This window comes from Mucilaginibacter sp. AK015 (assembly GCF_014200785.1).
GTDB lineage: Bacteria > Bacteroidota > Bacteroidia > Sphingobacteriales > Sphingobacteriaceae > Mucilaginibacter.
The window spans coordinates 151,462-164,901 of the sequence record NZ_JACHCV010000001.1; the positions used below are offsets into that span (position 1 = coordinate 151,462).

8 protein-coding genes and 1 tRNA gene are annotated in these 13,440 nt (G+C 43.9%); 7 read left to right on the top strand and 2 right to left on the bottom strand.

Translation table 11 applies throughout. From position 1 onward, the window contains the following. Nucleotides 1-35 precede the first annotated feature (35 nt). The 6 genes from HDC91_RS00640 (at nucleotide 36) to HDC91_RS00665 (ending at nucleotide 7,998) form a co-directional block, all read left to right on the top strand. Complete coding sequence (locus HDC91_RS00640) at nucleotides 36-1,202, top strand: prolipoprotein diacylglyceryl transferase (protein WP_183547467.1); 1,167 nt, start codon at nucleotides 36-38, stop codon at nucleotides 1,200-1,202. Nucleotides 1,203-1,228: 26 nt separating this feature from the next. Beyond that, nucleotides 1,229-2,407: a DUF4185 domain-containing protein gene (locus HDC91_RS00645; RefSeq protein ID WP_183547471.1), complete on the top strand. Its 1,179-nt coding sequence runs from the start codon at nucleotides 1,229-1,231 to the stop codon at nucleotides 2,405-2,407. 81 nt (nucleotides 2,408-2,488) lie between these two features. Further along, entirely contained in the window at nucleotides 2,489-3,151 is a 663-nt protein-coding gene (locus HDC91_RS00650; protein ID WP_183547474.1) for an SGNH/GDSL hydrolase family protein, read from the top strand. Between the two features lie 96 nt (nucleotides 3,152-3,247). Next, nucleotides 3,248-5,530, top strand: coding sequence for a GH92 family glycosyl hydrolase (locus HDC91_RS00655; protein WP_183547477.1), 2,283 nt, complete (start codon nucleotides 3,248-3,250; stop codon nucleotides 5,528-5,530). Between the two features lie 85 nt (nucleotides 5,531-5,615). Continuing rightward, nucleotides 5,616-6,839: a sugar MFS transporter gene (locus HDC91_RS00660; protein ID WP_183547480.1), complete on the top strand. Its 1,224-nt coding sequence runs from the start codon at nucleotides 5,616-5,618 to the stop codon at nucleotides 6,837-6,839. A gap of 118 nt (nucleotides 6,840-6,957) precedes the next feature. Beyond that, nucleotides 6,958-7,998 carry a LacI family DNA-binding transcriptional regulator gene (locus tag HDC91_RS00665; protein ID WP_370576781.1) on the top strand — a complete coding sequence of 347 codons (1,041 nt, stop codon included), beginning with the start codon at nucleotides 6,958-6,960 and terminating at the stop codon, nucleotides 7,996-7,998. A gap of 8 nt (nucleotides 7,999-8,006) precedes the next feature. Here HDC91_RS00665 and HDC91_RS00670 read toward each other — a convergent pair whose 3' ends face one another. Then, on the bottom strand, nucleotides 8,007-10,670 hold the full coding sequence (locus HDC91_RS00670) for a glycoside hydrolase family 2 TIM barrel-domain containing protein (protein ID WP_183547483.1): 2,664 nt from the start codon (nucleotides 10,668-10,670) through the stop codon (nucleotides 8,007-8,009). 96 nt (nucleotides 10,671-10,766) lie between these two features. Here HDC91_RS00670 and HDC91_RS00675 point away from each other — a divergent pair, with 96 nt between their 5' ends. Continuing rightward, complete coding sequence (locus tag HDC91_RS00675) at nucleotides 10,767-13,118, top strand: alpha-L-rhamnosidase C-terminal domain-containing protein (protein ID WP_183547486.1); 2,352 nt, start codon at nucleotides 10,767-10,769, stop codon at nucleotides 13,116-13,118. A gap of 231 nt (nucleotides 13,119-13,349) precedes the next feature. On the opposite strand, the gene HDC91_RS00680 is transcribed toward HDC91_RS00675, so the two are convergent. Then, nucleotides 13,350-13,437 (bottom strand) — tRNA-Ser (locus HDC91_RS00680). Nucleotides 13,438-13,440 lie beyond the last annotated feature (3 nt).

Here is a 13,440-nt window from a genome sequence, read left to right on the forward strand (position 1 = left end):
ACAGGGAATTTAACGGTATTTTTTACATTAGCGATATGTTTCCAACTATAGGCCACCTCTTTGAATACGTGTTTAATACCCGGCTCTCGTTCCCTATACAAACGCTGGGGTTTTTTGTAGCCTTGTCGTTCTTATTGGCCTATGTAGTATTTACATCCGAATTTAAAAGATACGAGGCTAACGGTAAGATACACGCCTTTAAACGCACGGTTGTAGTTGGCAAGCCCGCCTCTGTGTTAGATCTGCTGGTAAATTTTTTATTGGGATTTATTTTAGGATTTAAATTTTTAGGGGCGATTTTTTATTACCAAAGCTTTGTAGCAGATCCGCGTAGATACCTACTTTCAATACATGGCAGCACATTAGCGGGCCTATTGGCCGGAACCGCATTTGCGGTGTGGGTTTACCTTGATAAAAAGCGCGATCAATTACAAAAACCAACGATGATCGAGGAAACGCGGCACCCTTACCAGTTAATGGGGCTTATTGTTTTCAGTGTCGGCTTTTTCGGGTTTATTGGGGCCAAGCTGTTTGATGCAGCGGAGCATATTGCTCAGTTTAGGTATAACCCCTTGGCGGTGTTGTTCTCATCAAACGGTTTTGCTTATTATGGCGGTTTGATATTTGGCGCGCTCACGTACCTGTATATCGGGTATCGGCATGGTATGAAACAGGTACACCTGGCAGATATAGGCTCGCCCGGTATGATGCTGGCTTACGGTATTGGCCGTATTGGCTGCCAATTGGCCGGCGACGGCGATTGGGGGATAATAAATATGCATGTTAAGCCGCAATGGCTTAATTGGCTGCCCAATTGGATGTGGAGTTTCAAGTATCCGCACAATGCCATTAACGCGGGCATACCTATACCCGGCTGCAACGGTAATTATTGTAACCAGCTTGTAAAAGGTGTTTACCCAACGCCGTTTTATGAGGCCGCTTTATGTATAGGAATGTTTTTGCTGATGTGGGCATTCCGAAAAAAAATAAAAGTACCCGGGCTAATGTTTTGTATTTACCTTATACTTAACGGCGGCGAGCGTTTTTTAATTGAACACATCCGCATAAATTTTAATTACAGTTATTTAGGTATTACCTTTACACAAGCAGAATTGATTGGTAGCCTGATGTTGCTTGGCGGGGTTGTGGGCTTAGCCATAATTGCTTATAAACGCTTTAGGCCGTATCGCCAACCTGTATAAACCTATAATTTAAATTGATTGAACCCATGAGAAGGATTACGTTGGTTTGTATATATATCTGCACGGCCTTGCTGCAAGCCCATGCGCAAACTAAATCTGTAGATCTTACCCACCTGCAATTCACTGTGGAAGAAGCCCCCGAGTGGTCGGCTTTATTAAAGCGCAATACAGGTTGGTTTGGCGGCGATGGTATCTATACCATACCGCTAAACGGCGTAGAAAACAGGCATGCCGGGTTAAACGGTAAAACGCTTTTCATATTTAGCGATAGCATGATCGGCGAAATCCGGGATAACGCTATGGTGCCGGGTTATAAAATGATTCATAATTCGGCGGCGATACTGGAGGGCGACAAGCCGGTTAAAGATAAAATGAAGTTTTACTGGGGCACCGATGCAGATGGCAAGCCCGAATCATTGTTTATACCGGCAACACCTCAAACAGCCCCTTCTGATTATTACTGGCTTGGAGATGGCTTTGTAAACCAGGTAAATAATGTAACCTATATTTTTGGCTACCGCGTTAGGAATGTAAGCACAGGGGCCTTTGGCTTTAGGGAAGTAGGTAATACACTTATTAAAATACAGGGAGGGGCACCGCTGTCTTTTAAGGAAGTTAAACAAATGGATACCCCTTTTTATTTAACTGATGGAAAAGATGATATAGGCTCATTTGGTGCGGGCGTTTATGTAAACACCAAAGCCGCAGGCGCACCAAAGCCCGATGGTTATATTTACATATACGGCGTACGGGGTATGGCCAAAAACCTGCTCGTAGCCCGCGTACTCCCCGCTAATTTTGAGGACTTTAAAAAGTGGGATTACTGGGATGGCACTGCCTGGGTTGGTGATATTGATAAAGCCGCACCTGTTACCAACAGCGTATCCAACGAGCTTAGTGTTTCTGCTTTGCCCGATGGACGGTACGCGCTGGTTTTTCAGCATGGCGGCATGAGCACTACGGTTGGGATGCGAATAGGGGCAAGCCCCGTTGGCCCGTTTGGCCCGGTTATAAAATTGTGGGATTGTAAACCCGATCTGGCGCAAAAAACTTATGTAGTTTATAATGCCAAGGCACATCCTACTTTATCTAAGCCCGGCGAGCTGCTTATAAGCTATAACATCAACTCGGTTGAGTTTATAAAAGACCTTGAAGCCGATCCCAATCTATACCGGCCGCGTTTTATCAGGGTTAAATTCCGCTAATTTTGTAAAGTATAATTTGCTGCTGTTAAAAATGTTGTTTACATTAGCTAAATCAATTTAGCAAAACCGTTTAGCTCCCTTATGAAAAAATGTTTAATGCTTGCCATAGTAGTTGTTATGTGCAGTTTTCAGCCGGTAAAGCCTGTTAAGATAGTGTTCTTTGGCGATTCTATTACCGAATACGGCGTAAAGCCCGATGGCTTTATCACCCTTTTTCAGCAAATGCTGAAGGATAATAAGCAGGATGGCAACTATGAAACAGCCGGAGCAGGAATAGGCGGTAACAAGATATACGACCTTTACCTGCGTTACGAAGATGATGTATTGACCAAAAACCCCGATATGGTAGTAATTTGGGTAGGCGTTAATGATGTTTGGCACAAACGGTTGTTTGGTACCGGCACCGATTGGGACAAATTTGCCAGGTTTTATACAGCGCTAATAAAAAAAATACAGGCCAAAGGCATTAAGGTTACCATTTGCACACCCGCCAGCATCGGCGAAAAAACGGATTATAGCAATGAACTGGATGGAGACCTGAACAGGTATTCGCAGATCATCCGCGACGTTGCTGCACAAAATAATTGCGGCCTTGTTGATTTTAGGAAGCTGTTTCATGAATATGCAGTAAAAAATAATCCGCAGAATAAGGATAGAGATATTCTTACAGTTGATGGGGTGCACCTTAACGCTACAGGTAATAAGCTTGTAGCCGATGTGCTTTATAAAACGCTTATTAAATAGCATAATTTTAGTTGGTTTTATATTTTGATTAAAGGGGGTGGGAGCGCCCCCTTTTTTGGAATATAGCTAACCGCATTGTATTTATTTTTATACTTAATGAAAAAGCCTTTTATTTTTTGCGCTGCATTATTTATGGTAAGCGCCTTACAGGCGCAGCAAGCTAACCTGGTTAAATATGTAAACACGCGGCAGGGTACCAATACTAAATACGAGTTCTCGTACGGTAACACCTATCCGGCTACCTCGCTGCCTTTTGGCATGAACACCTGGACACCACAAACAGGAAAAAATGGCGATGGCTGGAAATATCAATATTTCGAAAAAACGATCAGAGGTTTTCAGCAGTCGCATCAGTGCAGCTCGTGGGTAAACGATTACGCTGTATTTTCGTTAATGGCCGTAACAGGTAAACTGGTTGTGAACGAGGATGAACGAGCGGCATCGTTCAGTCATGATAACGAGACGGCCCAGCCAAGCTATTACAGTGTTAAACTGGACAACGGTATCACCACAGAAATGACCCCGACCGAGCGTGGCGCCCACCTGCGGTTTACTTTCCCGAAAGGTAAAGGCTCTTACCTGGTTTTAGATGGCTATACAAAAATGAGCATGGTAAGTATAGACCCGGTTAGGCGTACCATAACCGGCTACGTAAACAATTGCCGCTGGGCACCGCAAAATTTCAAAAATTATTTTGTTATTACTTTTGATAAGCCATTCACCGGTTATGGCACCTGGGAGAATAAAAAAAATACTTTAAAAGCTAAAAATAAAGAAGCCGAAGGTGAAGGTGCGGGGGCATACATTAAATTTAAGGATGGGGAAAAAGTGGAGGCTAAGGTAGCCTCGTCATACATCAGTCCGGAACAGGCTGAGCTTACGCTGCAAACCGAACTGGGTAAATACCATTCGTTTAATGATACCCGCAAAGCGGCCGATAAGGTTTGGAATACCCTGCTGGGCCGTATGGCGGTGGAAGGCGGAACCGAAAAAGAAAAGGCCACATTTTACTCATGCCTTTATCACGCCAATCTTTTCTCGCACCGGTTTTTTGAGTATGGTAAAGATGGTAAACCGTATTACTACAGCCCGTATGATGGTAAGCTGCATGATGGTTATATGTACACCGATAACGGTTTTTGGGATACTTTCAGGGCGCAGTTCCCGCTAAATACCATTATGCATCCCAAAATGGAGGGCCAACTGGTACAGGCGCTGCTGGATGCGCAAAAACAGTGCGGCTGGCTGCCTGCGTGGTCGTTCCCGGCCGAAACCGGGGGCATGCTGGGCAACCATTCGATATCGCTGCTGGCAGATGCATGGATTAAAGGTATCCACACCTTTGACCCCAAACAGGCGCTGGAAGCCTATTATCACGAAGCTACAAACAAAGGCCCCTGGGGCAGCGCCAACGGTCGCCCCGGCTGGAAGGAATACTTTATCGATGGTTATGTGCCGTATACTAACCAAACAGAAGGTGCAACCGCATGGACCTTAGAATTTGCTTACGACGATTTTTGCGCCTACCAGTTGGCAAAAGCAACCGGCAATAAATATTACGAAGACGTGTTTGCCCGACAAATGTATAATTATAAGAATCTGTTTGACCCCAAAACGCGGTTTATGCGCGCTAAAGACGCCAAGGGGAATTGGATAGAACCTTTTGACCCGATGGACTGGGGCGGGCCGTATACCGAAGGTAATGCCTGGCATTGGACATGGTCAGTTTTTCAGGATACGCAGGGGCTTATCAACTTGATGGGAGGCGATAAAAACTTCACAGCTAAAATGGATTCGTTATTTACTGAGCCTGGAACTATAAAAGTGGGCGGCTACGGCACGGTTATACATGAGATGACGGAAATGGCAGCCTTTAAAATGGGCCAGTTCGCCCAGGGTAACGAACCTATTCACCACATGCTTTATATGTATAACTATGCGGGCCAGCCCTGGAAAGCCCAGCAGCACCTGCGCGAGGTAATGGACAAAATGTATAACGCCACCGAGAACGGGTACCCAGGTGATGAAGATGAGGGCCAGATGTCATCATGGTTTGTGTTGAGTGCCGCCGGGTTTTACAGTGTTTGCCCCGGTACCGACCAATATGTGATAGGCAGCCCGCTATTTAATAAGATGACCATCACGCTCGAAAATGGTAATAAATTCATTGTCGAGGCCAATAATAACAGCAAGCAAAATGTTTATATCCAGTCGGCCACGCTCAACGGTAAACCGTACACACACAATTGGATAAGCCATGCCGATATCATGAACGGCGGCACGCTGCATTTAGAAATGGGTGATAAACCTAACCTTACGCGCGGCCTGGCAATTGAGGATAAACCATTTTCGCTATCAAAGGCTAACGGGCAATATTAAGTAAAAGCTTTCGAATCAAAAGTTAACAATAAGCTTTTGGTAGTGTGAATATTTGAGTTAATTTACGGCACCAATTACCGAAACTATGGATACCAAACCAAAGTTTACCGAACGCAAATATCTGTTAGTGCTCATATTTGTAACCTCGTTGTTTTTAATGTGGGGCATATCCATGACGCTTGGTGATGTATTGAACAGGCATTTTCAAAATGTGCTGAATATAAGCAAAGCCCGTTCGGCTTATGTACAGTTCTCTATATTCGGCGCCTACTTTGTTATGGGGATACCGGCCGGCCTTTTCATGAAAAGATTTGGGTATAAAAGCGGTGTTTTACTTGGGCTGCTGCTTTATTCTGCGGGTGCATTTTTATTTATACCTGCTGCCAATGCCGAGTCGTTCACTTTTTTCAGGATAGCATTATTTATACTGGCCTGCGGTATGGCAACATTAGAAACTGTAGCGCATCCTTTTGTAGCCTCTCTGGGCGACCAGCGCACCAGCGACCAGCGTATTAATTTTTCGCAGGCGTTTAACGGCGTCGGCGGCATTATCGGCCCAATAATAGGCAGCTATTTTATTTTCGGCCAGGAGCAGGACCTCGTTTCGGTAAAACATCTTTACATTGTTATTGGCGCGGTTATAGCCGTAATAGCAGTGGCGTTTTCCTTTGTGAAAGTACCTTCCCTGGTAGACCCACATAGTATCTCAACAGATTCTTATTCGCCAACAGAAGTGCCCCATGCCAATAAAAAACTTTTCCAACATAAGCATTTTGTTTTTGCCGTAATAGCGCAGTTGTTTAATGTAGCGGCGCAAGGCGGTACCTGGGCCTTCTTTATCAATTACGGTCACGATATTATGCACTTCAGCGATAGCAAGGCGGGATACTTTTTTTCGCTTAGTATGATCATGATGATGATAGGGCGTTTCGCCGGCACTTTGCTAATGCGTTACATAGCCCCCAGCAAACTATTAGCGTCATTTGCTTTATGTAATATTCTGATGTGCCTTATTGTAGCACAGGGTTTTGGCTGGCCCTCGTTTATTGCGTTGTTATTTATCAATTTCTTTTTCAGCATCATGTTCCCAACAATATTTAGCCTTGGCTTAAAAAATATGGGCAGGCAAACACAACAGGCCTCATCATTTATAGTGATGGGGGTGGTAGGCGGCGGGCTGTTTCCGTTACTAATGGGGCAGATAGCTAACCATAATGTAGCTACTGCCTACTACCTGCCAATAGTTTGTTATGCTGTTATCTTCTTGTTTGGATTTAGTTATAAGCGCCTTAACAAAAACAGTGTTTAAGGCATGCTGATATATTAAACCGCTCACGCTGATTTAGCCGAAGTAGCAATAAATCGATTTAATGATATATAAATGCTATTTTTATCTATAATTATATTTTGATCTTACTGATATAGCCGTGAAAAAACTCTCCATAGTCGATATTGCCAACCACTTAAACGTATCAAAAACTACCATTTCGTTTATTTTGAATGGCCGTGCACAAGAGAAAAGGATTGGAAAGGAACTGGTTGAGCGTGTACAAAAATTTGTTGATGAAGTAGGCTATAAGCCAAACTCGTTGGCTAAAAGCCTGCGTACCGGTAAATCAAACATTATAGGGCTAATGGTCGAAGATATTTCCAATCCTTTTTTTGCATCTATAGCCCGCTTAATTGAGGACCGTGCGTACAAAAATGGCTACAAGATTATTTACTGCAGTACCGATAATGATACCGAAAAAACGCGCGAACTGATCAACATGTTTCGCGACAGGCACGTAGACGGTTATATTATTGCCCCACCCGAAGGTATTGAGGATGATATTAGCTCGCTAATTAAAGACGGGATGCCGGTAGTACTGTTTGACAGGCATTTGCCAAAGGTAAATACCGATTTTGTGGAGATAGATAACCTTTTTAGCGCCTATAATGCTACGATGCATTTGATACAGCAAGGCTACAAAAATATTGGATATATCACATTTGCGTCAAACCAAACGCAAATGCAGGCCCGTTTAAAGGGTTATAAAGATGCATTAGAAGAGAATAACTTAAAACCCTTTATAAAGGAAATTGTATTTAGCCGGGATGAAGAACTTATTATGGGTCCGCTAAATACTTTCCTGAAAAAACACAAAAACCTCGACGCCGTATTTTTTGGTACCAACCACGTAGGTACCTGCGGCTTAAAGGTAATTAACAGCCTGGGCTTAAATGTACCGGATGATCTGGCGGTTGTTTCTTTTGACGACTATGACGTTTTTAAACTTTTTTCGCCCCCTGTTAGTGCCATAGCCCAGCCTATTGAAGCGATAGCAGATAGTGTAATAACCGTTTTGCTCAATAAATTAAATACATTATCTCAGCACATCAGCTCTCAATCTATTATTCTGAAAACGGATTTTCATATCCGGGGGTCGTCAAAAAAAGCGGAGAAGCCGGTAGCTGTAACTCAATAATTTCCTGATTAATTGTTGTATGCCTTTATTTGCAGGTTGTATCCCTGCGTAAGCAGTTTGGGGTCTATTTCTACTTCAAGCGTTTTTGCCTCTCCCTGCATCAACGAGAAGTAGCCATCATTATACAAGGCGGGCAAAAGCTGTTTGCCCGCCTTATCAACCAATTGCGCCCTGATACCGAACGCCGCCGTGTTTTTTGAAGTATTAATTATGCGGTACGTAAGCAACCTGTTAATGCCATTTTTTGCCGTGGATACTTTAACCTTGCTGTGCAATAAGCTTGGGCCCACCCGAGGCATTTTATTTAAGGCAGTATAATCAAGATAAGCGTTACCTATCCAGTAAAAGTTTTCGGACACAAGCTTTCCTGCTTTATTGGTAAGCCTGAGCTTTAAAAAATGTACAGCAGATAATGCCGGGCTGCTACCGGCATTACTAAATGCCACAAATGCCTCTGTGGCCGATGCCGGTGCTACATTTAAACTTTTGGTTATGGTATAAGCAGGCACAATCTTGCCATTCATATCGTAAACAAACGCGGCTGCCCGCAATCCTTCTATGCTGTAAGCTTTATTGTTAATTACCTTAACAGAATTAGTGGCCGCGTTCCATTGAATGTGTACAGGTTCGCATGCTTTTTTTGCGCCGAAGTAAGCCCCGGTAAGGTCGTAGTAATAGTCGTAGGTTTGCCATATCATAGATGGATAAGCAGACTGGCTCATCCATATCAGCATCCCCGTAGCGTCCTTCCACATATGATCGTTCCATGATTCATACATGGCCTTCATGGTTTCTACGTTCAGCATCTGGGCTTTTTTGCAAAAATCCTCTAAAGACGTCGCCTTGCCATAACTGTTATTTATAGTGTTAATATATTTAACCGGATCGGCCCCACCGCCAAGGCTGCCGTCGGTGCTGAAGTAATGCCTGGCCCACATATTGGTTTTGCTATCAACTGCTTTTGGGGTAGGGGCAACCCAATATTCTTGAGGCATAAATTTTTTAAAGCTTTCTACATTCACAAACGTGGCGGTGCCCAGTTCGCTCCGCATACCATAAGAGTCCTTTGAAAAAAGGTAGCCGTTATGAGGGTCGGTAAAGTAAGTTTTGGGGTCGGTATTGCTCCAAAGCCCGCTGCCTGACAGTATGCGGCTGCCACCATGAATGGAAAAATTAGGGTTTGTTTCACCCGCATTTGAACGGGCAAGGTAAATCCTGTCGTCGCTGTCGTTGTTTTTAATGGCTGCTTTAATGGTATTATTTAACGGGCCGTTAGGATCGCCACCGGGTACGCCCTCGTTAGCGCCGCACCAAATTACAATTGATGGGTGGTGCCTTAACTTTTTAACTTTTTCGATGGCGTTGGTTTTAAAAATGCCCAGGCTGTCAATCTGGCCAAAGTTGTTCAGCCAAAAATCATCCCATACCATTATGCCGTATTTATCACAATAATTATAAAAAGCTTCGTCTGTAACTTCACCCGTCCAGTTGCGGATGATATTGAAATTCATATCCTGATGAAACCGTATCCGTGTTTCGTAATCCTTGCCACGTGCCTTAAGCATATAATCACTCATTCCCCAATTACCACCTTTTAAAAGTACAGGCACGTTGTTGATGTAAACCCGTAACGGGCCGTTTACCGAAGTGGTGTCTGCGCTTATTTTTCTTATCCCGAAGGTTTTAACCACCCTGTCTGATACCCCTGCGCCATCAACTTCAAAGCTAACACTGCAGGTATAAAGATGCTGTGTCCCATCTGCGTTACCTCCGTAGCCATTTGGCCACCATAATTTTGGCGATTTAATATGCAGCTGCGCAAACTGCCCTTCGTTATAGGTCACATTTTCGAAGCTGTTTGGCCTTAATTTTATTTGGGGGCCGTTAACGGTAATATTGCCCGGATTGATAACAAACTTCAACGTACCGCTTACAGCCCGCGACGATGTATTTTGGAGATTTGCCCCCACCGTCACATCAGCGGCGTTTAGATCCTTTAATTGGGTATGCACCCATGGGTCGGTCACGGCCACAGGCCCGGTAGTTGTTAAGCTAACCGTATCGGTAATACCGCTGTTTAAGCCCGGCACTTCGGGCATCCAGTCCCAGCTACCACTACTAATGTAAGTTGGGCTTTCCCAGTTGGCAAGTGGATGATTGTGTTCCGGGTCATTTCGAGGCGGCACGGTTAAAACCAAAATAACGTTTGGCGCTTTAGTGTTAAGTATATTGGTAATGTTATACCTTCCCCTTTCTACAAGCCCTTTTATGCTGCCTATGTGCTGCCCGTTTACATAGATCTCGCCGCGTTTGTGTATACCATTAAAATTGAGCCAAACGGTTTTGCCAGGTTTAAAGGCTGACGACAAAAACTCAGAACGATACCAAAAAGGCCTGTTATATTTCGATTTATCAACCTGGTAAATATTATCCGCATAATCCGGATCTTTCTCCTTGCCGGCTTTAACATAAGCGTAAAATACAGTTCCTGGCACAACACCATCTATCCAGTTATTTGTATAGAAACCCGGCACCGAAATTTGTTCCAGCGTATACAACCTGTCGTCCTGCGGGAACAGTTTCCAGTTTAATTTAACAGATTGGGCCTGTGTTGTGGCCTGCAGCAACAGTAAAAAGAGAGTGTTTAAAGTAAACTTTAAAATATATCGCATAGAGCTAATTATTATCGGCACGCAATTTATGAAAAATTTGCTAAATCGATTTAATAACTATTTTATTATATTGCCGCCTAATTTTAAAGAACAGCCATGAAATGCTTTTTTACCGTACTGCTTCTACTTTTAAGTTTGGTTGACTATACCGATGCCCAAACTGCCGATACGAAAATTGCCAAAAGCGGCTGGAATGCCCAATGGATAGGTGCACAGGGAGATAATGGCAGCAGCTATGGCGTTTTCTACTTTCGTAAAAGTTTTAGTGTAGGGGTTAAGCCTTCGTCGTTCATTGTTCATGTATCGGCAGATAACCGCTATAAATTATATGTTAATGGTACGTTGGTATCGTTAGGACCTGCACGGGGCGATACCTATTACTGGAACTATGAAACGGTTGATATTGCACCCTATCTCTCTGCCGGAAAAAATATAGTAGCAGCACTGGTTTGGAACGAAGCCCAATATAGCCCTGCCGCGCAGATAAGCGTACGTACCGGGTTTATTTTACAGGGAAATACTTCAGCCGAAGAGATATTAAATACCAATAACACCTGGAAGGGCATTCGCGATATAGGCCATCAGCCTGTGCCGGTTTATTTTTTTGCGGCCAGCAAAGGCGAAATGGTTGATATGAACGAAGCTGTTAAAGGCGACTGGACAGCTATCGATTATAATGACAAACCCTGGCCAGAGGCGGCCAAACTGGCTGATGGAAAATTAAAAGGTATGGCCTGGGGTATAAATTGGGCTTTGGTACCTTCTACATTGCCTGCAAGGGAAATGACCTATCAGCGCCTGCTTAAATTGCGCCGTGCTTCCGGCGTAAGCATTCCTGCGGGGTTTCCTGAGCGTAAGGCGCCTGTAACTGTGCCCGCCAATACAACCGCTGTCATATTGCTCGATCAAACCTTTGAAACAAATGCCTATGTAACGCTAAATTTTAGCGGCGGTAAAAATGCGGGGCTATCAATTGGGTACGCGGAATCGCTTTACAAAAAAGGCAGTAAGGGCGTTATAAAAGGTAACCGTGATGAAGTAGAAGGAAAGGAGTTTGTAGGAAGAATAGACAGCCTGATAGCTGATGGCAGCGACGGGCAATCGTTCACCACATTAAACTTTCGTACCTACCGTTATTTAAGGCTTATAGTACAAACCAAAGATGAGCCGCTAACTATTAATGATTTGTATGGTACTTTCACGGGTTACCCATTTAAGCGAACGGCAGTACTTAACACGGATAATGCCGAAATAAAACAAATGCTTGACATTGGTTGGCGTACCGTAAGGCTTAACGCCTGGGAAACGTATATGGACTGCCCATATTACGAGCAGTTGCAATACATTGGCGATACCCGCATACAGGCCATGATATCATACTATAATACCAATGATGACCGGCTGGCGCGTAACGCCCTTACTCAGATCGACCATTCGCGTTTGCCCGAAGGCGTAACCAGCAGCTGTTATCCTTCCAAAGGCACACAGGTTATATCAACATTCTCGTTATGGTATATTGGCATGCTGCATGATTACTGGATGTACCGTGGCGATAATGCATTTGTTAAAGACAAGCTACTGGGGGAAAGGGGCGTGCTGGATTTTTTTAGTAAATACCAACAGGCTGATGGCTCATTAAAAGATACGCCGTACTGGGCGTTTGTTGACTGGGAAGGTAATATGTGGGGTGAGGTTAAGGGTAAAGACGGCAGCGCCGCTATTTACGACCTGCAGTTACTTATGGCTTACCAATGGGCGGCTGATATGGAAGGGAAAATTGGCCTGCACGATTATGCCGTGATTTATGCCGCTAAAGCAGCGCAATTAAAGGCTACCATAAAGCGAAAGTACTGGGACCGGGTTAAAAAATTATACGCCGATACTAAAGAAAAGAACGGTTACTCGCAGCATACTAACGCACTGGCCATACTGTCTGGTGTGGTAAGCAAGGCGGATATGGCGGCTGTAGCTAACAGGATGCTTAGCGATACAAGCTTAACCCAATGCTCAATTTACTTTAAATATTATTTGAACCAGGCACTTGTAAAAGCGGGTTTGGGAAATGATTATATGAACTGGTTAGATATTTACCGTAAAAATATAGCAATGGGCCTTACTACATGGGCCGAATATTCGGATGTTAACACCTCCCGGTCTGATTGCCATGCCTGGGGCGCGAGTCCTAACATTGAGTTTTTTAGAACTGTTTTAGGAATAAACAGCAATGCACCGGGATTCGGCAAGGTAGAAATTGAACCCCACTTGGGGAAACTCACAACCATTAGTGGCGAAATACCCCATCCAAACGGGAAAATTACTGCTGCTTATACCTTCAATAAGGGTAAGTGGAAAATAAATATCAATCTTCCTCGGCAAACTACAGGTGTATTAATTTGGAAAGCCAGGCAATATCCACTAAAAGCAGGGAGCAATTCTTTTTTAATTTAAGCTGTAAATAAAAATTGCTGTTAAAGGAGTTGATACCGGCCGACGCTATAAGTGCAATTTAATGCGGGTAATTGTCTGTAGCCTTCCTTTTAAGCAATATTCGCGTACAGCATAGCCTGCAGACGAAAGACGCAACAGCGTTTTGCGATAAGATGCGAGTTTTGGCAAGCAATGACAAAGAAAAAGCCCTTTAATTGATAGATTAAAGGGCTTTTACACTTTTAAATGTTTTGGCGGAGAGTTAGGGATTCGAACCCCAGGACCTGTTACAGTCAACAGTTTTCAAGACTGCCGCAATCGACCACTCTGCCAACTCTCCGGG

What these genes read in the sequence shown, in the direction of transcription:
- HDC91_RS00640 (WP_183547467.1), top strand. Translation starts at nt 36, where the DNA reads ATGTTTCCAACTATAGGCCACCTCTTTGAATACGTGTTTAATACCCGG.
- HDC91_RS00645 (WP_183547471.1), top strand. Translation starts at nt 1,229, where the DNA reads ATGAGAAGGATTACGTTGGTTTGTATATATATCTGCACGGCCTTGCTG.
- HDC91_RS00650 (WP_183547474.1), top strand. Translation starts at nt 2,489, where the DNA reads ATGAAAAAATGTTTAATGCTTGCCATAGTAGTTGTTATGTGCAGTTTT.
- HDC91_RS00655 (WP_183547477.1), top strand. Translation starts at nt 3,248, where the DNA reads ATGAAAAAGCCTTTTATTTTTTGCGCTGCATTATTTATGGTAAGCGCC.
- HDC91_RS00660 (WP_183547480.1), top strand. Translation starts at nt 5,616, where the DNA reads ATGGATACCAAACCAAAGTTTACCGAACGCAAATATCTGTTAGTGCTC.
- HDC91_RS00670 (WP_183547483.1), bottom strand. Translation starts at nt 10,670, where the DNA reads ATGCGATATATTTTAAAGTTTACTTTAAACACTCTCTTTTTACTGTTG.
- HDC91_RS00675 (WP_183547486.1), top strand. Translation starts at nt 10,767, where the DNA reads ATGAAATGCTTTTTTACCGTACTGCTTCTACTTTTAAGTTTGGTTGAC.